Raw genomic sequence first — 26369 nt, forward strand, 5'->3', positions numbered from 1 at the left:
TTGTAAATGTTCCAAAAATCTACCGCTTATTCTTTTCTCGCTCTAGCTGTTATACTCAGCGTATTACTCCTAGTTTTTCGGCCTACGCCTCAATTCAATTATGATTTTGAGACATTCTTTCCTCAGAATGACGAAGATTTAGATTTCTATGAAAACTTTAAAAGTCAATTTGAAAATGATAATGATTACCTGCTGATTGCCTTAAGTAATTCCGATGGTGAGCTATTTAAGCCGGACTTTCTGGAAAAGGCCAATACCATTCAATCCGAAATTCAAAAATTGGAGAAAGTGGATACGGTCATTTCTATTCTTAATTTGAAGCAACCAGTAATCGGTGTTTTTGGATTGACCTATAGAAAAGTTCTGGATTGGTCTGATGAAAAACCATTGGAGACAACTTCATCGAATTTGGAGCAATATCGTTCTCAATTGATCTCTAAGGATGGAAATTCACTTCTCTTATTGATTAAGAATGAACAAAATATATCCAAGGTTGATGGAGATGAGCTATATGCTTCAATCAAAGACCTGTTTATTCAGTTTAACACTGAGCCGTACGCCATAGCCGGTAAAATCCAGATGCAAGGTGACTTTATCAAGCTAATGCAAAACGAGTTCGGACTATTTTTTGGTTGCTCGATTTTACTGATGTTATTCTTACTAATTATTATTTTTCGTTCTTGGTGGGGCGTAGTTATACCTCTTTTGGTACTGATTATTGGAGTTGCTTGGGCTTTTGGTTTGCTGCTTTATTTAGGAAAAACATTAGATGTCATGTCTGTGATGCAGCCAACTATTTTTATGATCGTTGGATTAAGTGCGTTGATTCATTTTTTTACTCATTTAACTAAAAAACTTAAGACTGGAGCAAATAAGCAACTAGCTATTACTGAAGTTTATAAGGAACTATTGATCCCTGTTTGGTTGACAGTATTAACCACCTCTTTAGGGTTTATTTCTCTTTATTTTACCTCAATTCCAGCACTTCAGGATTTTGGCTGGACTACTGGGCTGGGAGTTCTAGTCATATTTTTCTCAGTAATACTCATTTCGCCTGGGCTGCTTTTTCTGATCCCTATTTCCAATACTTATTCAGTTCCGAAGGTAGAAAAACCCAGGGTTTTGCACAGCTTATTCTCTTGGCAACTGAAGCAGCGAAAATGGATCTGTTTATCATTTTTAGCAATCACATTCCTATCCATTTTTCTTGGTTCAAAACTGGAGATAAACGGATACCTACTTGACAACTTACCTGTGGATCACCCTATTCAAAAGGATTTTGAATACTTCGATGAGCAATATGGAGGTTCGAATCCTTTAGAGATTTTTATTACAACTGGTGGAAATGCAAATTCTTTGCTGGACTTGAAGGTTTTAAAAGAAATAGAAAAAGTTGACTCTAAAATTCATGAGCTATTTGGAGAAGGTAAGACCATTTCGCCCTTAACACTGATCAAATCTATCAATCAGGCGCAGAATCAAGGAGATCCAAAAGCATTTGTACTGCCATCTGTCGGACAACGTCAGCGAATGAATCGATGGCTTGACAAAGCTTTGGAGTCAAACGGGAGTGAAGTAATTAGCGAGGATAGAAAATCTGGGCGAATCAGTTCCCGGGCTCCAGATCTTGGGTCGCTAAAAATGACTGAACTTCGAGCTGAGTTAATTGAATTTGTAGAAAAAGAAATTGATCCGGAGTTACTAAAAGTTCGATGGACGGGCACAGCTTATTTGATTGATAAAGGGCATAAGTCAGTGACTACGCAAATGGGCAAAGGCCTTGGTGTTGCTTTCCTCTTGGTAGGGGTAATTGTCGGTTTTTTGTTTCGATCCTGGCGAATATCATTCCTGCTATTGATTCCAAATTTAATTCCGCTTATCTGTATGCTTGGGTTAATGTATTTGTTGGGTATTGAATTTAAATTGACAACAGCCATACTTTTTACGGTCGCTTTTGGGATAGCTGTGGATGACAGCATCCATTTTATGAGCAGGCTAAAGCATGAGCTTAACTTGGGGAAAAACCTGATTTATGCGTTGAAGCGCACCTATTTGGAAGCTGGAAAGGCATTGGTTTTGACTACTTTAGTTTTGACAGCAGGATTTGGTTTGTTGATTTTCAGCCAGTTTGGCGTAACACACTTTACAGGTTTGTTGATTTCTGCTTCGATGATTTTTGCACTTTTGGCCGATTTGTTACTTCTACCACTTTTGCTTTTACCCTTGAAGAAAATGTGGGAGAAAAAATTCAATGAAACCTAAGAGTTACATGATCACTCAAAGCTGTCCCATGAGAATGTGGCTGTGACAGGGTAATGATCGGAATAATCTACCTCTCGGTGAGTTTTGAATTGAACAGCTTGAAGCGAGGGGCTTGAAAAAATATGATCAATTCGTAGAAAGAAAAGTATACGGTTATAAGTGAAGCCAAATCCTGTCCCTGCCTTTTCGAAGGCATTCTCGTAATTTTCGCTCAACTTAAAATAGGTATAGGAATAAGGTATTTCATTTAAATCACCCATCAAGATCAATGGATGTGGACTATTATCCATATGCTCCAATAGTACTTTAAGCTGCTTGCTTCGAGCCAAACTGCCGCGTTGAAGCTTTCCTAAGGTTTGTCTGTAGTTTTCCTTGACTCCTTCTATATTTTCCAAGCCATCCGAGTCGATACGCATAGATTCCAGATGTGCATTGTAAATACGAATTGTGTCACTATTGACCATAATATCTGCGAAAATAGCCCCGTTTGTACCTTGAGCATCAAAGACTTTTCCATCATTGATGATTGGGTATTTTGAGAAAATAGCCAATCCGTTAGACCTCTTAGTTGGGTTTCCGTCAGTGATATGATAGGAAACTTTATAATTAGAGTTCTTGCCAAGAATTTTTACCGCATCTCGGGAAGGAGTGGTATTATCCTGATAAAACTCCTGAAATACCTTTACATCAGCCTCTTGATCCTGTAGCCAGGTGAAAACATTTGCATCTGCAGTCCCTTCACTTTTGGATTTATAGTAAAACATGTGGGCATTGTAAGTGAGTACTTTTAGTCCATCAACACGCTCGTTTTTTGGGTGAATCTGGAAAGTGGCTAGGAAAAATTTATAACCAAGAATTAGCGCAAGTAGAGGCAAAAAAGCTAGTTTTCTCCATGACAAAATGAGTATTACTACCAGAAATAGATTCAGAAGTAAAAAAACAGGAATGAAGAACGGCAAAAGACCGACGTATTTGAAATACTCCGGAGAGATAAATACGCTGGCAAATAATACTAAAGTAACGGCAAAAATTAGCCAGGTAATGACTTTCATGAATTGAAATTAAACTGGCAATAAAGTAAGCAATAAATCATGATCCTACTAAAGCGATTTGTGTTTTAACCTTATTCACAATCTTCGATCCAAATGAAAATTGATTCTCAGAAATTATCTAACTAATTTGTAAAGGTAGAGTATTTGATTCTCCCGCAAATGAATGTTACGCAATTGATGAAAGAGAGGCTTGAATTTTGCTGCTTTGCCAAATATTAGTTATTTCGATAGAAAATTACCCACAATGAAATCGAGCATGATGAAGGTCGCTACGCCCATAAATGGTGATTTTCCAAACGAGATTTCTCCCGATATTCAAAAACAAAAAATAAACAGATGAAAACGTACCAACCTATCTTAGCGGCTGCATTTATAGCGATAGTTTTTGCTTCGTGTAGTGAACCAAAGACAACTGAATCTTCAGAGTCAGAAGTAGCTGAAGAGGCCATGGAAGCTGCTACAGCAGAAGACGCCAGACCTAGTCCCTTGATGGTGAAAGAAGGTCAAATTTCCGGAAAGGCATTCAAAGTACAGTATGGTTCTCCAGCTGTGAAAGGCAGGGAATTGTGGGGTGATTTGGTGCCGTATAATGTAGTTTGGAGAACAGGAGCAAATGAAGCGTCCTATGTTGACTTAGCTGAAGACATGACTGTAGAGGGCAAAAAGCTAGCCGCAGGTAAATATTCATTATTCACTATTCCAAAAGAAACTGGACCTTGGACAGTTATTTTTAATTCGGATTGGGATCTAGAACATGGACATTTTCAATATGATGAAAAGAATGACGTGCTCAGAGTTGATGTTAATCCTGTTTGGGAAGACTCAAACGAAGAGTCACTTTCCATGGAAATCGAAAACCCAGGAATTGTTATTCGCTGGGAAAAACTTAAGCTGCCAATTACAATTAATTAAGGAATTTCAATCCATAGAAAAGCCCTCAATATTGAATTGAGGGCTTTTTTGTTAGGTAAATATCAAAAGGGTAAATGGATATGTGTTTTAATATTAGGTTTAGGGTAAATTCGTCACCTCACATAGATATCATTAGATGAAGTACATAGGTTTTTTTGTGGTTTTAGCATTGACAATCGCACTTGGAGTAGCTGTTTCCACACCATTTGGAGCGATTCCTCCTTTAGCTCCTTTGCTTGATCCAAATCATGGGTTCTGGCAAAATTCAATTTCTGAAGATGAATTGGCCCAAGATGAACTGCGACTCGATAATCTAAGCAGTGAGGTGCAAGTGGTTTACGATGAGAATCTGATTCCACACATTTTTGCTAATAATGAAGCTGACCTGTATAGAGCTCAAGGTTACATTACTGCCAAGCACAGACTTTGGCAAATGGAATTCCAGACCATGGCTGCTGCCGGCAGAATCTCCGAAATAATAGTAGGCCCATTAGCTTTGGATCTTGATAGAATGACTAGACGAAAAGGCTTGGCGTATGGAGCGGAAAAAGGAATAAAATTCGCACAAGAAACCGACCCTGAGACTTATGCCTTGTTAGAAGCTTATGCTGACGGAGTAAATCAGTATATCGATCAGCTTGAGGATGCACAATTACCGATAGAATATAAAATCTTAAACTACAGACCAGAACCCTGGTCGGCATTTAAGTCCATTCTTTTACTGAAATACATGACCGATATGTTGGTTGGTGATCGGGATCTGGAGTATTCGAATTTGAGAAAAATTCTAGGTGAGGTGATGTTGGATAAATTATATCCAGAATATCCAATTGGAGTAGAACCCATCATTGAAGCAGGACATAAGTGGGATTTCAATCCTCTTGAAGTCACTCGACCAGATAGTATTAATTACCCTGATGATCAGCTAGTCATAGATCCCCTACCTCAACCAGCCGATGGGACAGGCTCCAATAACTGGGCTGTATCCGGATCGAAAACGAAAAACGGGAATCCAATTTTGGCCAATGATCCGCACCTGAGCTTGAACCTGCCCTCACTTTGGTACTCCATGCAACTCACCACACCAAATCACTCAGTCAAAGGAGCCACTCTTCCGGGTGCCTTAGGTGTGATTTCAGGGTTTAATGAAAATATAGCTTGGGGCGTTACCAATGCCACTCGAGATACACGTGATTGGTATAAAATTACTTTTCAGGATAATTCTAGAAAAGCCTACCGCTACGGCGAAAAGTGGGAGCAGACAACTTTTAGAATTGAGGAAATTAAAGTAAAAGGTGAGCTTGCTTTTATGGATACAGTGGTATACACCCATTATGGACCTGTGGTCTACGACAAAACTTTCAATGCAAACCGTCAAGATGTAAATTTTGCCTTAAAATGGAATGTGCATGAAGGATCAAATGAGCAAAAGACGTTCTTAAAGTTGAATACTGGTAAGAACCACGAGGACTATAATGCAGCTTTGGATAATTACACCGCTCCTGCTCAGAACTTTGTCTTTGCTTCCAAAAGTGGTGATATAGCCATGAGAATTCAGGGTAAATTCCCATTGAAATGGAAAGGGCAAGGAAAATTCTTTATGGATGGGGCTGACCCTAGAATGGAATGGCAGGGATATATTCCAAATGAGCACAATGCAAGTACGTTAAATCCTGAACGCGGATTCGTTAGTTCAGCCAACCAGCACCCTGCGGATTCTACATATCCGTACTATGTTTTTGACAATAGCTACGAGTTTTATCGAAATCGCAGACTCAATAATAAACTATCCGAGATGAGCAATATTACAGTGGAGGATATGCAAGGGCTACAGTTTGACGATTATTACCTGCACGCTTCCGAAGCCTTACCGATTATGTTGGAGTTGATTGGAAGCGATTTTGAAAATGATGCTGAGGCAAAAAAATACATCTCTATTTTGAAGCAATGGGATTTTTATGCTGATCCAAACCAAAAAGCACCAACCTTATTTTATATCTGGTGGAGAGAATCGTACAGTCAGATATGGAAGGAATTGTCGGAAAATTTAGCACCTGTTGTGCTTCCCAATTACTATCAAACGGTACTTCTTATGAAAAATGAGCCTAGCGGAGAAGTGTTTGATCTGAAGAAAACCTCCGAACTAGAAACTGTAGCAACCCACGTTAAGATTGGCTTCAGCGGATTGCTAGAAGCTATGAAAAAATGGGAAGCTGAAGAGGGGGATTTCTCGTGGGCTAACTATAAGCGGACCAAAATTCAGCATCTTGTTCCCCAATTTAATTCATTTTCTGTGGAGAATGTCTACACGGGAGGGGGAGCCGGAATTTTGAATGCCACAAGCGGAAGATCCGGAGCAAGCTGGAGAATGGTAGTGGAATTAGGGGCTGAGATCAAAGCATTTGGGATTTATCCAGGTGGTCAATCGGGAAATCCGGGGAGTAAATTCTATAGTAATTTCATCCCGATTTGGGCAAATGGTGAATACCTAAACTTCGATCTACGAACAGCGAATCAAGAAGAAGGTGTATTATTCAAAACTAGGTTAAACTAATAAGCGCTATGAAATCGAGCCTGCTTACCGACAGGCATGTCGCAAACGACACTCACTGGGATGATTTTTAACCAAGCGAGATTCCCTGTCCGACTGGCGTCATCCGGGCTGGCATGTGACAATTAAAAAACAAATTATAAACACATGAAATCGAGCATGACGAAGAACGTCACACACTGGGATGATTATAATCTAGCGAGATTCCATATGGCCTTAGAAAACAAAATATAATCATATGAAATTTCTACTATTCACCTTTCTCACGGCTGTATTGGTCATCCTATTTAATCCCTTTCTGCCTTACTGGTCTGTTATGATTTTGATAGCAATTTTTGCTGCCTTAAGTGGTAACAAAGGAGCTGTAGCTTTTTTCGCAGGAGGATTAGGAATGGGCTTGGCATGGCTAAGTCAAAGTATCTATATCAGCACATTTTCGGGGAGTTCCCTACCTGACAAAATGGGTGAACTTATGGGATTTGGCTCAGAAATGCCACTTTTGGCAATTACAGGTGTGCTAGGGTTTTTGCTAGGTGCTTTTAGTGCATGGACAGGTAGTTTATTCCGAAAACTTTTCAAAAGGAAACCAGATAATATCTATGGGGCATAGCGTCTGTACAAAGAATTTAGTTAAAAGTTCTTAGCCTTCTTTCAAAAACCAGCTTTTTGTTTTTCCATTTCAATCGAATGAGTACCTTTGTTACTCACTATTGAAGTGAATTTTTATGCTTGAATCCTTAATCACCTCAAAGACAAGGTTGAGGTTACTTATTAAGTTTTTTGTTAACTCCAAAACACAAAGTCATTTGCGAGGATTGGCTGATGAGTTTGGTGAGTCAACCAATGCAATCCGCAAAGAATTGAATAACCTTACACAAGCAGGATTTTTAGTAAAGGAATCAGATAAAAATAAAATTGCTTACAAGGCAAATGTGACTCATCCCTTTTTCTCTAACATACAAGATATCATACGGAAATATCTAGGCTTGGACAAGTTGCTCGAGCAAATACTAGAGCGAATGGGAGAGGTGAGTCAAGTAATTCTTGTCGGGGACCTTTCCAAAGGTATCGACTCAGGAAAAATAGACGTAGTGGTCACAGGAGATAATTTGAATGAGAGTTACATATTGAATCTATCAAATAAGATAGAAGAGATGATAGATCGGAAAGTGGTATTGACCTTGCTAGCTGATAGGATGGTCTCTACAGGCTTGGTTTTGTTCGATAAGGAGGTAGGAGCTTAGCTAGCTCGGGTTTATTATATGTACTTGAGGATAGGCACATTTGTGACTGAAAGGGCGAAGCTTTGTATTATTGTTTGAGAATCGATTAAAAATCAGAAATTAGCAGTTGCTTAGGAAGTGAAAATTGAGTCCAACACGAAAACTATTGAATTGAAAAAATATACTTGGTTGATTAATTCTAAAAATTACCTTTTACTGGTGATTTTTTTATTGGTGGCTTTGGCCGCTCAGAGTCAGAGCCTTTCTGATATCCAAAACCTCAAAGTGGATAATTTGTCAGATGCGCAGATAGAACAATTGATTAAAAGAGCTGAATCAAGCGGACTCTCTACAAATCAGTTGACTGCCTTGGCAAGAGAAAGAGGAATGCCGGCTTCGGAAGCAGCTAAACTAAGCCAGAGGATCAGCGCACTGCAAATGACCGTGAGCTCACCAGGTACAGGTCAAAATACCTCTGATAGTAGATCAATAAATGGGTTTCAGGAAACTGATATGTTCGATTCTATTCGTAGATCGGATCCTTATTATGATTTAAGTTTAAAACAGAAGAAGATTTTCGGCTATAAACTCTTTCATAATAGAGACCTTAATTTCAGTCCAAGCCTTAATATTGCAACCCCACAATCTTACGTGATTGGACCTGGAGATCAATTGTTAATTGACGTTTATGGCGCCTCTCAGCAATCGTTTGATTTAAGTGTTTCTCCAGAAGGCAGGGTATTTATTCCAAATATTGGCCCTGTGCAAGTAGGCGGATCTAGTATTGAAGCAGCGAGTGTTCGGATCAAATCAGCACTAGGCAGAATATATTCCGGGTTAAATGGCTCAAACCCAAATACGTTTATTCAGGTAAGATTGGGGAATATCCGATCAATTAAAGTTTCAATGGTTGGAGAGTTAACGAAACCAGGAACATATACCCTGCCTTCATTTGCTACAGTCTTTAATGGGCTTTATGCTGCTGGCGGTCCAAATGAGAATGGAGCATTTAGAAAAGTTCAAGTTTACAGGGACAGTAAATTAGTCGCGACAGTAGATATTTATGAATTTTTATCCAAAGGAGATCAAAAATCTAACATTACTCTTCAAGATAATGATGTGGTGTTGGTTCCTGCAGTTGAGACTAGAGTAGAAATAATAGGTCCTGTAAGAAGAGAAGGGCTATTTGAAGTAAAGCCAGGTGAATCACTAGAAGACTTATTTATCTACACTGGCGGAATGACTAGCTTGGCATACCGTGATAGAGTTACAGTCAGACGAATTGAAAATAATCAGCGAAAGGTGGTAGATGTTCCATCGAGTGAATTTGGGTCATTTTCCTTAATGGATGGGGATGAAATATTTATCGGAGAGGCATTAGAAAGATTTTCGAATAGAGTACAGGTAACCGGATCAGTCACTCGGCCAGGAGAGTATTCATTGGATGAAGGTGGTCTAACTGTCAAAGGATTAATTGAAAAGGCCCAAGGTCTTAAACCAGAGGCATTTTCTAATAGAGCAACATTATACAGAACGAGTGCAGATTTGACTTTGGCAGCCCAGCCACTGGACCTTAAAGGGATTTTGAGTGGAGCATCGCCAGATGTTCCTTTGAAAAACGAAGACCTTTTGTTTGTGCCTAGTAGGTATGATATTCAGGAAGAATATTATGTGAAAATATCTGGAGAAATTAATTACCCTGGTACTTATCCTTTTGCATCGGATATGACTGTGGGTGACTTAATTTTAAGATCTGGCGGAATGCTGGAATCTGCGACCAATTCACAAATAGAAATAGCCAGAAGAGTAAGAGATGCTAATTCAGGTAAAATAGCCGAGATAAAAACACTTTCTATAGATCCCAATTTGGAATTGACAGAGGAGGAAAGAAACCAGCCTCTTCAACCATTCGATCATGTTTTTATTCGAAGAAGCCCCGGATTCGAAAGAGAACAGTTGGTAACTATCCAAGGAGAAGTGATGTATCCGGGTGAATTTGCGATAGCAGGAGCAAATGAGCGAATCTCAGATGTGATCAAAAGAGCTGGAGGCATTAATCAATATGCATATCCAAAGGGCGCAAGTTTGATCAGAAGAACTGTTTATTACAAAGGACCTACAGAAGAAGAATTAAGAGAAAAAGCCCTTTTGAATATCCGGGCAAATCTAGACCCTGAGACAAATAGGGAAGGAAACGAAGCGGAGGAGCTTCTTTTTGAAAGAATAGACGCAAAAATAGCCCAAAACGAACTAGAGAAATTGAAATTGCAGCAGGAAGAACAGAGGCGTAAACTCTTCGCTATATCTCCTGCCTTTGATTCCTTAAGACAAGATTCCACTCTTATTTCAATGCGTATGAAAGAGCAGGATTTTGTAGGGATTGACTTGCAGTACATTTTGCAACATCCAGGTTCAGAGGAAGATTTAATCTTACTGGAAGGCGATATTATCCAAATACCAAAAGAGCTTCAAACTGTAAGGATGGTAGGAGAGGTACTACTACCTACCACCACTAGATTTATGTCTGGCAGTAGTCTCAAAAAATACATTTCCAAAGCTGGCGGATTTACGGAAGATTCCAGAAGAGCTAAAACATATGTAGTGTATGCAAATGGTGACGCACAAAGTACACGGAGCTTCCTAGGAATAAAGTCCTATCCTAAAATTGAACCAGGAGCAGAAATTGTAGTACCTAGAAAACCAGTGAGACAGAGATTAAATGCTGCAGGATGGATTGGCCTAGCCTCAAGTTTAGCCACGCTCGGTATCCTAATAGATCGTTTACTTCCTTAAAAAATAAAAATCATTAATACATGAAAATTGCAGTTGTAGGTACAGGCTATGTAGGCTTGGTATCAGGAGCATGTTTTGCAGATGTAGGTATAGAAGTGACCTGCGTGGACATTGATCAGAAAAAAATAGACAACCTCAAAAAAGGCATAATGCCAATTTATGAGCCAGGTTTAGAAGAGGTTGTTGTCAGAAATTTCAAAAGTGGAAGACTTAAGTTTAGTACTGATTTGGGAGAAGCCATTCAAGGAGCATCTGTAGCTTTTATAGCTGTAGGAACACCTCCAGGTGAGGATGGATCTGCCGACCTGAAATATGTATTGGCTGTGGCTGATGAGATCGGTACAAAAATGACCGATTATATAGTTGTTGCAACCAAGAGTACTGTACCAGTTACAACAGGAGAAAAAGTTCGAGCAGCGATAATTGGAGCTTTGGATAAAAGAGGATCTGATTTACCGTTTGCAGTAGCATCCAACCCTGAATTCTTGAAAGAAGGAGCAGCGGTAGAAGATTTCCTCAAGCCGGATAGAATCGTGATCGGAGTAGATGACGAACGTGCTGAAGAGATCATGAAGCGTCTTTATAAGCCATTCCAATTGAGTGGTGAGCGAATCATCTACATGGATATACCATCTGCAGAGATGACCAAATATGCTGCAAATGCCATGCTTGCTACCAAAATATCTTTCATGAATGATGTCGCCAACCTATGTGAGTTAGTTGGTGCTGATGCAAACATGGTGAGAAAAGGTATTGGCTCAGATCCCAGAATCGGCAATAAATTCATCTATCCAGGTGTAGGATATGGTGGATCTTGCTTTCCAAAGGACGTAAAAGCTATCATCAAAACTGCCAAACAGTATGGCTATGACCTGAGAGTACTTCAGGCTGTGGAAGATGTGAATGACGATCAGAAATATGTGCTCTCCAAGAAAGTAAAGGAATACTTTGGGGATGACCTTTCAGGGATGACATTCGCTATGTGGGGTTTGAGTTTCAAACCAAATACAGACGATATGCGTGAAGCTCCAGCTGGAGTAATTATCGATGAGTTGAGAGCTGCCGGTGCAACAGTGAAAGCCTACGACCCAGTGGCTATGGAAGAAGCAAGGGAACATTACATCTTCGATAAAGTGACTTATTGCAAAGATGCTTATGAAGCTTTGGTGGATGCAGATGCACTTCTATTGGTTACCGAATGGTCTGAATTCAGAATTCCAAGTTGGGATGTAGTGGGAAGGCTATTGAAAAACAAAGTGATTTTCGACGGTAGAAATATCTATGATAAGAAATACCTGAAGACCTTAGGCTTTGAATCTTTCGGAATCGGTTCAAAGTAAAGTTATTCTACCTCCATGGGATCCATGGAGGTATATTTTTGATTAAGCCTATATATTAAATATTGAAGTTACCATGTTGCAAAAGACATATATAATCGCAGAGGCAGGAGTAAATCATAATGGTGATATTCAAATTGCTAAGGAATTAATTCAAAAAGCAAAAGAAGCTGGCGCTGATTGTGTAAAGTTTCAGACCTTCAAAGCAGAGCAAATTGTAACAAAAACATCTCCAAAAGCAAAATACCAATTAGAAGTTACTGACAAACAAGAAAGCCAGTTTGACATGTTGAAGAAGCTTGAAATGGATTTTTCTGGTTACCTGGATTTGGTTAATTATTGCAAAAAGTTAGCGATTGATTTTATGTCAACTCCATACAATAAGGAGGATGTTGATTTTTTGGAAGAGTTAGGAGTGAATTCATATAAAATAGCATCTGGTCAATTGACCGAAATTCCTTTCTTGAAGTACGTAGCAAGTAAAAATAAGCAAATCTATCTTTCTACTGGCATGGGAACGATAGGGGATGTTTTTGAGGCAGTTGAAGCCATCAGAGGTGTTGGAAATAATAAGCTAACCGTCCTGCAATGTACCACCAACTACCCATCAAGAATTGAGGATGCCAACATTCTGGCTATGAATGGTATGAGAGAAGCCTGTGATGTCGAAGTCGGATATTCAGACCATGTAGCAAATAATTTCGCTTGTTATGCTGCAGTTGCACTTGGCGCCAAAGTGATAGAAAAACACCTTACAATTGATAAAGCAATGGAAGGTCCTGATCATAGTTGCTCACTCACGCCAATGGAATTTAAAGAGATGGTGGACGGAATCAGGAATATTGAATCTGCACTAGGTAGCAAGGTGAAAAAACCATCTGCGGTGGAAATAGAGAACAGCAAAGGCATGAAAAGGGGGCTTGTTGTCTTACAGGATGTGGAGGAAGGGACCGTTCTGACTCCAGAATTGATTGGTTTTAAAAGACCTTTGAAAGGGATTCCAATAAATATGCTTGATAGGCTTATTGGAAAACCAGTAGCCAAGCAAATGAAAGCAGATGAGGTACTGGATTTTGATTGCATAAGCTGGTAATGGAATTTAGTTTTATGGAGTTAGGACATGTTTATTTAAAACGTCTTAAATCTTTTATTCAAAACCTGAGAGTATCATTAAAAACTATCTATTAACAACCTTAGTTATATCCAACGAAGGCAAAGAAATCGCCTACGAATATTTTGACCTTCAGCATGCTGCGTTATGGTCAGGCATCGCAGTCACTGTTCAAATGAGTAGGGATGGTTTTGGTTCTACCTTTCTAAATTATTTATTAGATTTTACTCAGAATTCTGATTTTAAGAAGCTGCAACTCACTCATGATAGATATAACTTGACCACATTAAATTTGACTATGTGCCAGGGTTTTGATGTGCGGAAGGATTTAGAGAAGTCTTATCTAAGTATTAGAAATGCATAAAAATTACTTTGTTAGCTCCTTGGCGTTTTTAGGACAGCCAGTTGATAAAATAGTTCGCATTTGCATAGAAAATCAGATCAATCTGGAATTCAGTTCCGGTATGCCTTTTATGCAAAATATGGAGGAGATTTACTTGAATGCAAAGTTGAGTAAAATGCCACATAACTATTTTCCTGCGCCAGATATACCTTTTGTACTAAACTTGGGCAGTAAGGATGAGCAAATAAGGAAGAAATCAATTGAGCATTGTAAAAATGGCTTACGGCTATCTAAAATCAGTGCATCTCCGTTTTTTGCAGCTCACGCAGGTTTTTGTATTGACCCAAATCCTGAAGAATTGGGAAGGAAAATTGCATTTTCACAAGGTTTCGATGAAGCTTTACACAAAAAGTTGTTCAGAGAGTCTGTGTTGGAAATTTTGGAATATGCCGATCACCTAGGGATTGATTTTCTGATAGAAAACAATGTCCTGGCACCTTTCAATTATAATGGAGTGAATCCATTGCTTTGTTGCGATTCGGGTGGAATAAATGAGTTTTTCAAGGAAATTAATCATCCTAGAATTGGTCTACTATTGGATACGGCCCATTTAAAAGTCACAAGCAAAACGCTACAGTTGGATCTTTCAGATGAATTAGAAAAGGTCAGGCATACTATTAAAGCTATTCACCACAGTGATAACAATGGTGAAATAGACGACAATCAGCCGCTTGGAAAGAACTATTGGTTCTTGAAACATATGAGTCATTTTACTTCACTGGTTCATGTACTTGAAGTGAAAAAACAGTCACTGGAGGAGATAAACGAACAAATTTCATTATTACAAAATTTTGGAAATTAAGGAGTTAATAATCGCGGAGAATAATTCGCTTAGGTCGGCACTTAAATCATTGGATAAAGTGGGGACTGGTGTGTTGTTTATTGTGAACAACGAGACCAAACTAGTGGGAATAATTACGGATGGAGATATAAGGAGATCCTTGTTAAAGGATATTTCTTTAGAGGAGGAAATTTCCGTCATTATGAATAGAAATTTCATTTCATTACCAGTGGGGGCTTCCAACCAGGCAATTTTAGAGTCCCTAAATGATAAGATCAAAATTGTTCCACTTCTTAATAATGAAGGGGCAATCGTGGATTATGCTACAAGAAATAGGCTAAGAAAGATTCCTATAGCTTCTCCTCAATTAGAAGGTAATGAATTAGCCTACGTATCAGATTGTATCAAAACAAATTGGATTTCTTCCCAAGGTAAGTATGTCAGGGAGTTTGAATCTATTTTTTCAAATTATCATCGGGGATATCATTCAGTAGCAGTAAGTAATGGAACCGTAGCATTGCACTTGGCAATGGAGGCTCTCGGTATAGGAGATGGTGATGAGGTAATAGTACCTGATTTAACTTTTGCAGCTTCCATAAATGCGATTATTTATACTGGAGCAACACCGGTACTGGTGGATGTTGATCCGAACTCGTGGAATTTGAATCCAGAATTGGTTCGCCGAGCTATCACCAATAGAACAAAGGCAATCATGCCGGTGCATTTATATGGCCAACCCTGCGATATGAATAAATTGATGGAGTTGGCGAATGAATTTAATCTTAAAGTTATTGAAGATTGTGCAGAAGCATTAGGGTCAAAATACCAGGGGCAACCTGTTGGTAGTTTTGGAGATGCAGCTACCTATAGTTTTTTTGGGAACAAAACAATCACTACAGGTGAAGGAGGAATGGTTCTTTTTAAAGATCAATCCGTATTTGAATTGGCCACCGTACTGCGAGATCATGGGATGAATAAAAAGAGAAGGTATTGGCATGATGTAGTCGGGTATAACTACCGACTCACAAATCTTCAAGCCGCTATTGGAGTGGCCCAATTTGAAAGATTAGCGACTTTTGTGGACCGAAAAAGAGTTGCAGCAGATTCTTATAATGCTGTATTATCAAAAAGTCCATATTTTGAAATACCCCAGAGCGAAGGGTTAAACTTTAATTCCTATTGGCTCTATACTTTTTTAATTCGTGATAATGCTCCTTTTGACCGGGTTGAATTCATGGATTACATGACCAATAAATCCATTGAAACACGTCCCATATTTTATCCTTTGCATGAAATGCCTCCATATCAAGCTTATGGGGATTCAAAAGAATTGATGGTTTCTGAATCTATTTCTAAAAGAGGAGTGAGCTTACCGTCATCGGTTAACCTTATGGAAGGAGAATTAGAATATATCTGTCGGACTATTTCTGAATTTTTAGATGAAAAGGAGGCTATCCAAGTTTAATGTACTCAAGTAGCTATTGATGAAAATTCTTTATTTGATACCAGCAAGAGGGGGATCAAAAGGTATCCCTAAGAAAAATATTAAGGAAATAGCAGGAATACCACTTATCGGTTATACCATTAAGGCTGCAAAGGAGGTGGCTGATTCCATTGATATCTGCGTTTCGACTGATTCTGAAGAAATTGCAGAAGTTGCTAAAAGTTTTGGTGTGGAAATACCTTTTTTGAGGCCAGCAGAAATTTCCTCTGATTTTGCAACCAATGAGCAAGTCATAATGCATGCATTGAATTTTTATAGGGATAGAGGAGTAACTTATGATTTTGTTGTAGTCCTGCAGCCTACTTCTCCATTAAGAACAGGAACACATATTCAAGAGGCTCTAACTTTAATTAAAGAAGATTCAGAGTTAATCGTTTCGGTAAAAGAAACAGATTCCAATCCCTACTATGTCTTATTTGAAGAAGATAAAAAAGGAGTCTTATGCAAAGTGAAAACTGGTGTTTTTACAAGAAGACAAGAATGCCCAATTGTCTATGAATTGAACGGTGCTATCTATGTGATTAATGCAGCAAGAATTAGAGAAAAAGGCTATCAAAAGCTGAATATGAGCAAATACCTGATGGATAAAAGAAATTCCATTGATATCGATGATTTGATTGATTTTTCTCTTGCAGAAATACTCTTGAGTCAGAAACCTGATGCTCAAAACAATTGATTCATGAATATCTTCAAATTCATACGCCACCATTACAGAGTTTATCAAAAAAATAGAAGAATTAATTATCACACTCAGCAAGCCAAAAAAGTACTAGGGGGCTACGGTGACGATTTGAAGGTCAATTTTAAATGTATTTTTAATGAAAATGTTTTCTTAGGAACCAATTGTCATTTTAATGGAATTGAAATCCCTAAGGGTGGGATCGTGAAGATTGGAGATAATTTCCACTCTGGGAAATCGTGTATGATTTTGTCTAAATACCATAATTATGAGGGAGAAAAAATCCCTTATGATAATACATATATCGTTAAGAATGTGACTATAGGAGATAATGTCTGGCTAGGAAACAATGTCATTGTTTTAGGAAGGGTCACTATTGATGAGGGAGCGATTATTCAAGCAGGAGCTGTGGTAGTTAGTGATATTCCTGCCTGTGCAATTGCCAGTGGGAATCCTGCTAAAGTGTTTAAGGAAAGGGACAAAGAACATTACTTCAAACTTAAGAAAGAGGGGAGATTTCATTAAGTGCTAGTTTTCTTAAGTAGCTCACATTTTTAATATGTTCAAAAAGTTATTTAGCCACACGGTTATTTACGGTTTTGCTCCCCAGATCCCTAAAGTTGCCCAACTTTTCATCTTACCTGTTATTACCAAAGATTTAACTGAGGTTGATTTTGGGGTAGCGGGCATACTTACTGCCTATACGAGTAGTATTGCCGTCTTGGCATTTCTGGGGCTTAGAGTGATTTTAGTAAATACATTCTACAAGTCACCAAATCAATTTAAGTGGGCCTGGAGGCAAATTTATGGGTTTCTAACCTTGTGGAATTTTGTTTATGCCTTGCTTTTGGGCTTCTTGATTTATTGGATTGTACCAGAGGAGGCTCAAGAAAACAGGTGGTTGATCACCTTAATGAATGTGGCGCCCTTGGTCATATTCGGGCCTGTTGGAGTGATAGGAATGACCTATTTTCAGCTTAAGCAAAAGCCATTACAAATAGCCTTGAGGACGGCATTATTTGGGATTTTAACTGTTTTTCTAAACCTCTATTTTATTTCGTACTTGAAATTAGGCTATATGGGCTGGTTTTGGGCAAGCCTGATCGCTACTGTTCTGTCTAATGCCACTTATTACTATCCCGTTAATTTTAAATTTGGATTAAAGCCAATTTTCAATTTCAAATGGAGACTCATCAAGCAATCGCTAAAGGTCAGTCTGCCTACCGTACCACACTATTACTCAAGTTATTTACTGAATTCTTCAGACAAATTGGTGATGGATGTGCTGGGCGTAGGAGTAAATAATATAGGTAAATACAATGCCGCTTATACGGTTGGTAACATATTTCAGCAATTAGGTATCGCTGCTGGATTTGCGCTAGGCCCTATGATGACTCAAAAATTCAAGGAGGGTAAAGATATAGTCGCTAGAAATTTAGTTTTCGGGATGCAATTCGCCTTTTTTGTGCTGACTTTTTTGGTAAGTATTTGGCTGAAGGAGCTTTTTTCATTTTTACTCAAGAGTCCTGGGTTAGACCAAATGTATTCCTTGGGGATTATCATCATCATGGGATATAATTACCGACCTATGTATATGGGCTCTTGCAATAAGCTGTTCTTTTTAGAAAAAACTAATATCATTTGGAAAGTCACCTTTTTAGCAGGAATTATTAATGTCGTTCTTAATTCCATTTTTATCCCAATTTATGGGTTCGAGGTGGCTGCCTACACCACCTTTATTTCCTTATTATTTATGGGCTATATAGGATTCTTTATTCCTTCGATCAAGGCAGTGAATCCAGTTAGCTACCATCCATTTATATGGTTGTTTTTGACCATAGCACTTACAATAGGAGCTTATTTTATCGTTGATTTTTCTATACAGGTGAAAATAGTTATTTCTCTATCCGTTCTAGTTGTATCCATCTTTTTAGGGTTTTTATTCAAAAAAAGGTTTGCTTAGTGAATTTTAAAGAGAGACAGGAAATCATTAGTTTTTACGATAGTTTTGAGGCTACTCATCCGACTGAGAATTGGATCGTTGACGGAGTTAAAGTTTGGCCAATACTTAAAACCAGCCTTTTTTTAAGGGTGTTTTGGGGCGATAAAGGATATCAAAAGCAAAATTCCAATCGTTCTGAATTGGTTAATTCTCTCATTCGAAAAGCTAAAAGCATCAGATCAAAAACTTGGTTGAAAGAAGTAAAATTGACTTCGACGGATTACTTGTTTTTTAGTGGTGTTAATTTCAGGGAAAATTTCAACGGTGAATCCTTCAACAAATTTTTTGATCCTATTGGAGACAGTTTAGCTGGAAAAAATAAGAGATTCCTCTCTTTGGAATATGGACCCGAGATTCAGGGGAATACATACAAAAACAGAGGGGTAAATATTCAATTGATTTTCAGTTATTTTGAAAGTAGAGTTAAAATAGAAGACATAGATTATTCCAAATGGGTCGGGTTCGAAGGATTTAAATCTTTTTTGGAAAGCAAGCTTTCAAATTCAACTTTCTCCATAACCAAAGAAATCAAGGATACTTTAAAAAAGGTTATCATTTGGAAGGCTAGTTTTGATTGGGTTTTAGATCAAACTAAACCTCGAAAGGTTTTCCTTTTATCTTATTATAATATCCCATGTTTTGGTTTATTGATCGCTGCAAGGAATCGAGGGATTGAATGTATAGATATACAACATGGTACTCAAGGAGTGTTGCACTCAGCATATTCTGGATTTAAGGAAGATTACTCTATTCTTCCTGCTATGTTTTGGTTGTGGGATCATAAGTCCGAAGAACAATTAAAGGAAAATTTTAATTACTCTACTTTTCAAACTACAATCGGTGGAAATCCTTGGCATAATTTTCTGAATAATACTAGCAATGAGTTGAAATGTAACAAGCCCACCATATTGTTTACACTTCAGCCTTTGAGTCCCATTATTGATGATTATATCATTGATACTATACTCCAAACAAAGGATGAGTTTGCATGGCTGATTCGCCTGCACCCTAGGATTGAGGCAGCTTCTAAGGAGGGCTTGATTGGGAAATTAGAGTCTTTGGGAATTTTCGATCAGGGTCTGTGGGATATAGCAAATGAAACTCCCTTGCCTCTATTATTGAAAGAAGTTGATCTTCATATATCAAAGTTTTCAGGCTGTATTTCCGAAGCTGCCGACTTAGGTACATTCAGTATAATACTTGAAGAAATAGGGGAAGTCACTTATCAGCATCTGATAGATGAGCAAAAAGCAACAGCTGGGATAGAATGTAATGCTGAGTATTTATTGTCTTCTATTCGCGCTCACATCGGAAAGAAGGAAGTTGCAGAGCCCGTTGATTTAGAAAGGGTAATAGATCAATTATGTTGAATTTTAATTTTTCAAATAGCTGAAGATGATAATGGTTATTGCTGGGGCCGGTGGACATGCTTTGGAGGTTTTTGATGAATTAAATTCTCTTGACTCAGAGCTAAAAGATCATGACATCATTTGCTTAGATAAAGACATATCGAAATTAATTTTTAAGGGAAATATTCGCATTCTTCATACCGAAGAGGAATTAAAAAGAGAAGTTCCTGGGTCATTTCGATTTTGTTTGGGAATAGGCAATTCTCGAATTAGAAAGAAAATAATGGAGTCTCTTGAAGAAATAGGAGGGATCTACTTCCCAATTAGATCTAAAAATTCTATCATAAGTACTTCTTCATCTGGCTCATATGATGCTTTAAATCAATCATTTATTGGGCCAGAGGTGAAAATTGGCTTAGGATCTTTGATTAATGTAGGAGCCAAAGTCCACCATGAAGTCAGCCTAGGAGAATTCGTAGAAATCGGACCTGGTGCGCTGGTCTTAGGAAATGCCAGCGTAGGTGATTTCACGCAAATCGGTGCAGGTGCTGTGATTCTTCCGGGTGTTCATGTGGGCGCAAATTGTAAGATTGGTGCAGGTTCTGTTGTCACAAAGAATATTGCAGATGGGAGCACTGCCTTTGGGGTACCCTGTAGAGTTAAAGCCGAATGAAGCTAAAAACTAATTTTTCTAGTTAGTAAAAGATGGATTTAAAGATTTCTGTCATTATACCTACGTACAGGGATTGGGAAACCTTAAGTGAGTGTTTGAAGTATCTACAGAATCAAACGCTTTCCAGCACTCAATTTGAAGTTGTGATAGTCAATAATGAACCTTCAGATTTAATGCCTCAGGATTTTGAACTTCCTCCAAACACTAGAGTGATCACTGAATCTAAACCTGGTTCTTATGCAGCAAGAAATAAAGGAGTCAATGAAACTACTTCTGATTTTTTGGCATTCACTGATTCTGATTGCGCTCCAGCGCCAAATTGGCTAGAAAACGGTGTAAATCTTTTACTTCAATTCGATATGGTCGGAGGAAGAATGGAGTTTTTCAAGCCTTCAGACGCCTCAGATTTGGCTTTCATTTATGAAAAGAAGTTTGGATTCAATCAAAAAAGAAATGTTGAAGAAAAAGGGCAAAGTGTAACTGCCAATCTATTTTGTAAAAGAGAAGTTTTTACCCGAATCGGACCATTTTCTGAAAACCTTCTATCAGGAGGTGATTTTGAGTGGACCAAAAGAGCTACTTCTTCCGGTTTTAAAATGGCCTACGGGGAGCAGGTTGTGGTTTCCCACCCTTCTAGAAAAAATATAGCTGAATTAATCCGTAAAAAGAAAAGGACAATAGGGGGGATGTACACCAGGTTTTATAATTCCTACACCCCTAAACAAAAAGTATTTTTCGCTTTACATTTTATCAGGCCTCATGTTTCTATTTTTACTTACTCTGATTTAAGTGCGATTGAAAAAATAAAATTGTTTTTCGCAACTTGGTATGTGGAGTGTATAGGAATGAAAGAAATGTTGAAGTTAGATTTAGGGATTAAAAAAGCAGAAAGAGTATGATTATCATTTCATTTCAAAATCAAATGACTCTCGCACATTGCAGGTTTACCTTATGAAAGAGAAAGCAACTAAGATCCTTCAAAATCATGATTTTACCATCGTAAATCTGGTCAAACTCATTCGGATGAAGCTATATCTGCTGATCGTAACAATTGTCATATTTATGATCATTGGATTTATCTATTTTTTAACTACTCCGCCTTCCTACGTCACTACTTCTGTGTTGCTTGTGGAGGCGCAGAACTCAAGCTCCCCTAGTGGACTTGGTTCTTTGGCTCAGGCAGCTGGAATTTCTGTCGGTGGAAATGATAACCAATTGGCAACTCTAGATCCATCGTTGTACCCATTGATATTGACCAGTAAGCCTTTTTTGGAGGAATTGATGTACTCCAAATTGAAATCGGAACTATACGAAGATTCAGTCACCTATTTCAAATATATGGTGGAAACAAGACCTCAAAACAGTATTTATAAGGTTTTGAGAAGGCCATCAACACTTTACAGCGCTCCCCTCAAAGTAGATGACTCTCAGATAAAAGAGGAGATAGGCGAGAAGAGAATCCAATATGATCCTTTTGAGCAGTATGCACTTATCCAAATTGGTAAGCGTATCCTGGCAAGCTCGGAAGGAAGACTTTTGACGATTACTACTGAAATGCCAGAGGCAGAGCTTTCCTATGCATTTTCTCATTTGGTGGAGAACTTATTGATCGAATATGCTACCAAATATTTGTTGGAAAAACAGGAAGCTCAGGTAGAATACTTGAATGCGCAGTACTTGAAAAGTGAAAAGGGCTTTAAAGACGCTCAATCTGCTTTAGCTACATTCAGAGAGAGAAACCAAGGTTTGTATTTGGAAAGTATGAAAGCCATAGAGCAAAATTTGAATGCAGAATATAACCTGAAGTTTGAGCTATTTCGAACCATAGCTCAGGAACTGGAATTGGCTAAAATCAAATTGAATAGTCAAAAGCCAATTTTCTCTTCTATAGAACCTGCTTACATAGCTAACAGCCCAAGTTCTCCAAAACTTTACCTGAATATAGGATTTGCAATAGCTTTAGGTTTTGTGTTTGGTCTTATTCTGATTTTCGCTGTTTTTGCGCGTGAATATTTTCTAATTCATCAAGGCGAAAATCCCTAATTTGAAAATATCAGTCATCATTCCGTGTTTTAACAACGCGGATCATATTGAAGAGACCCTATCTTCGGTTCAAAATCAAACTTTTCCTGATTGGGAATGCATGATAGTAGACGACGGGTCCACGGATAACTCTAAAGCCATAATCAATTCATTTTGTCAATCTGACGGGCGTTTTCGTTATTTGGAAAGACCGGCTGATCTCCTCAAAGGCGCCAATTCATGTAGAAATTACGGGGTTAAGGAATGCTCCGGTACACATATAATTTTCTTAGATGCAGATGATCTTTTATCTACCGACTGTCTTGAAATAAGAAACAGCGCTAAGCGGGATGAAGATCTTTTAGTTTTTTCCACCGCTCATTTCACAGAGTCTATTAAAGAAGCCACGCCATTCATCAGTGGTTTAAACTTAAATCTGTCTCCAATTAACTATAGAGATATGTTTTTGGGGTATTGGATTCCTTGGCATATCAGCAGCGGGCTTTGGGAAAGAAGCTTTTTTGAAAAAATTGGAGGTTTCGACATTTCGCAGCAAAGATTCCAAGATGTTGAACTACATGCTAGAGCATTAAGTACTCCTATTTTAAAGTTCAAAATTGACTTTTCTCATGGATATTCATCCTATTATAGGAAGTCCTCATTCCACACTAAAATTGGTCTGGAAAAGCGGCGATTTATTTTAGATCAAGGATTCCTTTACGCCAAGAAATTGAAATCATTATTGAAGCCCCAAGATTTTATAAAGTCGGAGGGGCTTTTTATTTACCTACTTTTCAGATTTGAAGAAGTATTTACCCCGGCAGATGTAAAGGAAGTGAAGCGATTGTTTCAAACGGATGCAGAAGAAAATGGGAAATCTTATTTGAAAGGAGATTTGGCTGTTATGGTGACTATTTTTGATAAAGTACTTTCAGTACCAAATCGATTCAGAAAATATTTGAGTTACATAATATACCGGAAGTTTAGGTTCACCCAATCAAAGAGGCTAAATAGTTGAAGGCGTATTATCAAAATATTGAATTCTGGGACCTGATCACTCTTCCTTTCTATTTCATACTGCTGTATTTTTTATTGACAGTTTTCGCAAAGAACGTTTTATTGAAAGACAATAAGTTTATCAATGTATATTTTCTGGGGCTATTACTTTTCTATTTGGCAATTGGATTAATAGATTTCAAAATCAAACTCATTCCCTTCTTTCCTGATACCAAACTATTTACGGCTATTCTTGAGACTGGAAGAACCCCCGATAATCAATCCATAGGCGTGAAAATCGGCTATAAGTTTCTGGCAATTCCGATTTATAATCTTTCGCTTAGGTCAATTTTCAACTATTTTTTATTCAATGTCTTTTTCTTCCAATTGGGATTGATCTTTCTCGCCGGTGCATTTAATCGCACCTATGAACTAAAGGATATTCTAGTGCAGCGCTTCTTTTTGGTGCTTGCTGCTCTAGCTCCTTCCATTGTGGTATATTCCTTCACACCATTGCGTGAGAGTTACTTTGTGTTGGCCTTAGGATTGTTCTTCTATGGGCTTTCACGCAAGAGTATTTTGAATATTTTCCTAGTCTTAGGTATTGTTCTTGCCGGTATTCTCAGAGTTCAGTTACTGCTTTATTTTTTCATTATCATAGGATTGAATTATTTGAGCCAGTTGAAATTGAGTAGAAAAGCACTGATTACACTCACCGTCGTATTATTTCCTGTTGTTTTTGTTGGGTTAAATGCGATTTCAAAGGCCATTTTGAATATCGCAATTACCCCTAAGAGTCTTGCGCTGTTTAGAAATCTTCAGCGTCTGGAATACTTCGAAAGTGGTGTGACCTATCCAGAAGTGTTTTGGAGCAATTGGTTTGATCTGATACTCGGTTTTCCAGGCCTGTTTTTCCAGTTTCTCTTAGCGCCTTTTCCTGTCCTTATCTTCATACCATTTTGGACTAAAATCGCATATTTTGCCGATGGACTATATCTTTTGGCTATACTTTTCCTCAGTGTATTATTTGTGCGGTACTGGAAAAACTATGGTATTTGGTTCCTTTACATTGGCATCTACCTAGCGATGTCATCCTTTTTTGAATTTCACCTGCTTGGGGCTGTGAGGCACAGGTTGCCTGCGACTTTGCTGTTTCTGGGTATAGCGGCCAGCTCTTTGGCCCATTATCTACCAAAATATAGATGGATTTTCAAATATTAATTTCTACCATGAATGAAGACCCAACTTCATTCCGGGATTTGAATATTCCCGCTTTAGTTATTTCGCAGAATGCTTCGGGGCATAAGGAGTCTAGTACTGATTTTCAGTTTATTTCCTTCAATGAGCGTGGGCTTTCGAAAAGTAGAAATCGTGCAATAGAGCATTCTACTGCTGATATCGCATTAATTGCTGATGATGATGTCGTTTTTTCTGAGGACCTGCAAAGCAAGATAAAAGCTGGGTTTGCAAAGTTTCCAGATGCAGATATTCTTACTTTTAAAATACAAACCCCATCAGGTCAGCCGTATAAGAACTATGCTACTAATGCCTTTAAGCATGACCGAACTAGTATTTACAAAGTGTCTTCGGTAGAAATGGTAGTGAAGCTATCCAAACTTAAAGAAGCTGGGCTTAAATTTGATGAAAGATTTGGCCTGGGAACAAGCTACCCAAGTGGCGAGGAAATGATTTTTCTAAATGATGCACTTAATAACGGACTAAATATTTATTTCATTCCTGAATATATTGTCTCGCATCCTTTAGAAAGCTCAGGGAAAATTTTAGATGAGAAATACTTCCGAAGTAAAGGTGCTTTGATTCGTAGATTATACGGAAAATCTCCACAACTTTGGCTAGGAGTTGCGTTTATGGTAAAGCAACTATTGAAACCTCATAAATCCATTTCAGTGATTCACTCCGTAAAAGAAAGTATTAAAGGCTTTAATTCCATCTCAAATCTTTGATGCTCGTTTCAATAATTACACCTGTACATAATGCCTATTCTCATATAGAGGAGACGATTCAATCTGTCTTGAATCAAACCTTTACAGATTGGGAATTGATACTTATTGATGACTATTCTTCAGATAAGGGAATTCATATTTTGAATAAATATGAAAAGCGTGATCCCAGAATTCATCTGTATGAAAACCCGCATAATCTTGGAGCTGCGCTAAGCCGAAACAAGGGAATTGAAATGGCTCAGGGAAGATTTATTGCTTTCTTGGATAGTGATGATCTCTGGGAGCCAAATAAGCTTGAGGTCCAATTGAAATTCATGCTGGACAATAACCATGCGTTTACATTTTCAGGGTATCATAAATTCAGGGGAAATGATGTGGTAGGTATACACAAAGTACCAGCTAAAGTTAGTCATGAGGAACTCCTGAAAACATGCTCCATTGGCTGCCTTACCGCAATGTATGATACTGCTCAATTGGGTAAGGCTTACATGCCTGTGATCTCCAGAAGGCAAGATTTTGCACTTTGGCTGAAAATCCTTAAGGAGATTCCATATGCCTACGGGATCAATCAACCCCTAGCAAGATATAGGTTACGTGACGATTCTATTTCTGGAAATAAATTTCGTGCAGCTAAATATCAATGGAGAGTGTACCGGGAGTTTGAGCATCTTAATCTCTTTCAGGCCTGCTACTATTTCTCACACTATGCAATATTCGGAGTACTGAAGACCTATTTCCATAAAGCCAAAAAGTAG

General features: G+C 38.2%; 22 protein-coding genes. 21 read left to right on the forward strand and 1 reads right to left on the reverse strand.

Annotated elements, in window-relative coordinates; all coding sequences use genetic code 11:
* Positions 1-6: 6 nt before the first annotated feature.
* Positions 7-2262, forward strand: a complete 2256-nt coding sequence (locus LV83_RS12475) for an efflux RND transporter permease subunit (RefSeq protein ID WP_111611857.1) — start codon at positions 7-9, stop codon at positions 2260-2262.
* Between the two features lie 11 nt (positions 2263-2273).
* Here LV83_RS12475 and LV83_RS12480 read toward each other — a convergent pair whose 3' ends face one another.
* On the reverse strand, positions 2274-3314 hold the full coding sequence (locus tag LV83_RS12480; RefSeq protein WP_111611858.1) for an endonuclease/exonuclease/phosphatase family protein: 1041 nt from the start codon (positions 3312-3314) through the stop codon (positions 2274-2276).
* Between the two features lie 336 nt (positions 3315-3650).
* On the opposite strand from LV83_RS12480, the gene LV83_RS12485 reads away from it, so the two are divergent.
* The 20 genes from LV83_RS12485 to LV83_RS12580 all read left to right on the forward strand — a co-directional run bounded on the left by LV83_RS12485 (position 3651) and on the right by LV83_RS12580 (position 26369).
* Complete coding sequence (locus LV83_RS12485; protein ID WP_111611859.1) at positions 3651-4226, forward strand: DUF2911 domain-containing protein; 576 nt, start codon at positions 3651-3653, stop codon at positions 4224-4226.
* Positions 4227-4362: 136 nt separating this feature from the next.
* Positions 4363-6780, forward strand: coding sequence for a penicillin acylase family protein (locus LV83_RS12490; RefSeq protein WP_111611860.1), 2418 nt, complete (start codon positions 4363-4365; stop codon positions 6778-6780).
* Positions 6781-7015: 235 nt separating this feature from the next.
* On the forward strand, positions 7016-7387 hold the full coding sequence (locus LV83_RS12495; protein WP_111611861.1) for a hypothetical protein: 372 nt from the start codon (positions 7016-7018) through the stop codon (positions 7385-7387).
* Positions 7388-7502: 115 nt separating this feature from the next.
* Positions 7503-8021: a helix-turn-helix domain-containing protein gene (locus LV83_RS12500; RefSeq protein WP_111611862.1), complete on the forward strand. Its 519-nt coding sequence runs from the start codon at positions 7503-7505 to the stop codon at positions 8019-8021.
* A gap of 150 nt (positions 8022-8171) precedes the next feature.
* Positions 8172-10793, forward strand: coding sequence for an SLBB domain-containing protein (locus tag LV83_RS12505; protein ID WP_245947046.1), 2622 nt, complete (start codon positions 8172-8174; stop codon positions 10791-10793).
* Positions 10794-10813: 20 nt separating this feature from the next.
* Positions 10814-12133: a UDP-glucose dehydrogenase family protein gene (locus LV83_RS12510; RefSeq protein ID WP_111611863.1), complete on the forward strand. Its 1320-nt coding sequence runs from the start codon at positions 10814-10816 to the stop codon at positions 12131-12133.
* 73 nt (positions 12134-12206) lie between these two features.
* Positions 12207-13223, forward strand: coding sequence for an N-acetylneuraminate synthase (gene neuB / locus LV83_RS12515; protein WP_111611864.1), 1017 nt, complete (start codon positions 12207-12209; stop codon positions 13221-13223).
* Positions 13224-13597: 374 nt separating this feature from the next.
* Positions 13598-14446, forward strand: a complete 849-nt coding sequence (locus LV83_RS12520) for a sugar phosphate isomerase/epimerase family protein (protein WP_111611865.1) — start codon at positions 13598-13600, stop codon at positions 14444-14446.
* Positions 14436-15890, forward strand: coding sequence for an aminotransferase class I/II-fold pyridoxal phosphate-dependent enzyme (locus tag LV83_RS12525; protein WP_111611866.1), 1455 nt, complete (start codon positions 14436-14438; stop codon positions 15888-15890). Before LV83_RS12520 ends, LV83_RS12525 begins: the two co-directional genes overlap by 11 nt.
* A gap of 19 nt (positions 15891-15909) precedes the next feature.
* On the forward strand, positions 15910-16605 hold the full coding sequence (locus LV83_RS12530) for an acylneuraminate cytidylyltransferase family protein (protein WP_111611867.1): 696 nt from the start codon (positions 15910-15912) through the stop codon (positions 16603-16605).
* Between the two features lie 3 nt (positions 16606-16608).
* Entirely contained in the window at positions 16609-17133 is a 525-nt protein-coding gene (locus LV83_RS12535) for an acyltransferase (protein ID WP_111611868.1), read from the forward strand.
* A 34-nt stretch (positions 17134-17167) separates the two neighbouring features.
* Positions 17168-18571: an MATE family efflux transporter gene (locus tag LV83_RS12540; RefSeq protein WP_111611869.1), complete on the forward strand. Its 1404-nt coding sequence runs from the start codon at positions 17168-17170 to the stop codon at positions 18569-18571.
* Positions 18571-19980, forward strand: a complete 1410-nt coding sequence (locus LV83_RS12545; protein ID WP_111611870.1) for a hypothetical protein — start codon at positions 18571-18573, stop codon at positions 19978-19980. The genes LV83_RS12540 and LV83_RS12545 overlap by 1 nt, the downstream gene beginning before the upstream one ends.
* 25 nt (positions 19981-20005) lie before the next feature.
* On the forward strand, positions 20006-20632 hold the full coding sequence (locus LV83_RS12550; RefSeq protein ID WP_111611871.1) for an acetyltransferase: 627 nt from the start codon (positions 20006-20008) through the stop codon (positions 20630-20632).
* Between the two features lie 32 nt (positions 20633-20664).
* Positions 20665-21531 carry a glycosyltransferase gene (locus tag LV83_RS12555; protein ID WP_111611872.1) on the forward strand — a complete coding sequence of 289 codons (867 nt, stop codon included), beginning with the start codon at positions 20665-20667 and terminating at the stop codon, positions 21529-21531.
* 52 nt (positions 21532-21583) lie between these two features.
* Positions 21584-22675 carry a Wzz/FepE/Etk N-terminal domain-containing protein gene (locus LV83_RS12560; protein WP_111611873.1) on the forward strand — a complete coding sequence of 364 codons (1092 nt, stop codon included), beginning with the start codon at positions 21584-21586 and terminating at the stop codon, positions 22673-22675.
* A gap of 1 nt (position 22676) precedes the next feature.
* Entirely contained in the window at positions 22677-23672 is a 996-nt protein-coding gene (locus LV83_RS12565; RefSeq protein WP_158530568.1) for a glycosyltransferase family 2 protein, read from the forward strand.
* A gap of 101 nt (positions 23673-23773) precedes the next feature.
* On the forward strand, positions 23774-24871 hold the full coding sequence (locus LV83_RS12570) for a hypothetical protein (RefSeq protein WP_146613714.1): 1098 nt from the start codon (positions 23774-23776) through the stop codon (positions 24869-24871).
* Positions 24853-25614 (forward strand): glycosyltransferase family 2 protein, encoded by a 762-nt coding sequence (locus LV83_RS12575; RefSeq protein WP_111611876.1) that lies wholly within the window; start codon positions 24853-24855, stop codon positions 25612-25614. The genes LV83_RS12570 and LV83_RS12575 overlap by 19 nt, the downstream gene beginning before the upstream one ends.
* The gene (locus tag LV83_RS12580; RefSeq protein WP_111611877.1) at positions 25614-26369 is read left to right on the forward strand and encodes a glycosyltransferase family 2 protein; all 756 of its coding nucleotides are present in this window, start codon (positions 25614-25616) and stop codon (positions 26367-26369) included. The genes LV83_RS12575 and LV83_RS12580 overlap by 1 nt, the downstream gene beginning before the upstream one ends.

The sequence above is a fragment of the Algoriphagus yeomjeoni genome, assembly GCF_003259505.1.
Classification (GTDB): Bacteria; Bacteroidota; Bacteroidia; order Cytophagales; family Cyclobacteriaceae; genus Algoriphagus; species Algoriphagus yeomjeoni.

Excerpts from the sequence above, each read along its gene's own strand:
- LV83_RS12475 (WP_111611857.1), top strand. The coding sequence starts at position 7 with ATGTTCCAAAAATCTACCGCTTATTCTTTTCTCGCTCTAGCTGTTATA.
- LV83_RS12480 (WP_111611858.1), bottom strand. The coding sequence starts at position 3,314 with ATGAAAGTCATTACCTGGCTAATTTTTGCCGTTACTTTAGTATTATTT.
- LV83_RS12485 (WP_111611859.1), top strand. The coding sequence starts at position 3,651 with ATGAAAACGTACCAACCTATCTTAGCGGCTGCATTTATAGCGATAGTT.
- LV83_RS12490 (WP_111611860.1), top strand. The coding sequence starts at position 4,363 with ATGAAGTACATAGGTTTTTTTGTGGTTTTAGCATTGACAATCGCACTT.
- LV83_RS12495 (WP_111611861.1), top strand. The coding sequence starts at position 7,016 with ATGAAATTTCTACTATTCACCTTTCTCACGGCTGTATTGGTCATCCTA.
- LV83_RS12500 (WP_111611862.1), top strand. The coding sequence starts at position 7,503 with ATGCTTGAATCCTTAATCACCTCAAAGACAAGGTTGAGGTTACTTATT.
- LV83_RS12510 (WP_111611863.1), top strand. The coding sequence starts at position 10,814 with ATGAAAATTGCAGTTGTAGGTACAGGCTATGTAGGCTTGGTATCAGGA.
- neuB (WP_111611864.1), top strand. The coding sequence starts at position 12,207 with ATGTTGCAAAAGACATATATAATCGCAGAGGCAGGAGTAAATCATAAT.
- LV83_RS12520 (WP_111611865.1), top strand. The coding sequence starts at position 13,598 with ATGCATAAAAATTACTTTGTTAGCTCCTTGGCGTTTTTAGGACAGCCA.
- LV83_RS12530 (WP_111611867.1), top strand. The coding sequence starts at position 15,910 with ATGAAAATTCTTTATTTGATACCAGCAAGAGGGGGATCAAAAGGTATC.
- LV83_RS12535 (WP_111611868.1), top strand. The coding sequence starts at position 16,609 with ATGAATATCTTCAAATTCATACGCCACCATTACAGAGTTTATCAAAAA.
- LV83_RS12540 (WP_111611869.1), top strand. The coding sequence starts at position 17,168 with ATGTTCAAAAAGTTATTTAGCCACACGGTTATTTACGGTTTTGCTCCC.
- LV83_RS12550 (WP_111611871.1), top strand. The coding sequence starts at position 20,006 with ATGATAATGGTTATTGCTGGGGCCGGTGGACATGCTTTGGAGGTTTTT.
- LV83_RS12555 (WP_111611872.1), top strand. The coding sequence starts at position 20,665 with ATGGATTTAAAGATTTCTGTCATTATACCTACGTACAGGGATTGGGAA.
- LV83_RS12560 (WP_111611873.1), top strand. The coding sequence starts at position 21,584 with ATGAAAGAGAAAGCAACTAAGATCCTTCAAAATCATGATTTTACCATC.
- LV83_RS12575 (WP_111611876.1), top strand. The coding sequence starts at position 24,853 with ATGGATTTTCAAATATTAATTTCTACCATGAATGAAGACCCAACTTCA.
- LV83_RS12580 (WP_111611877.1), top strand. The coding sequence starts at position 25,614 with ATGCTCGTTTCAATAATTACACCTGTACATAATGCCTATTCTCATATA.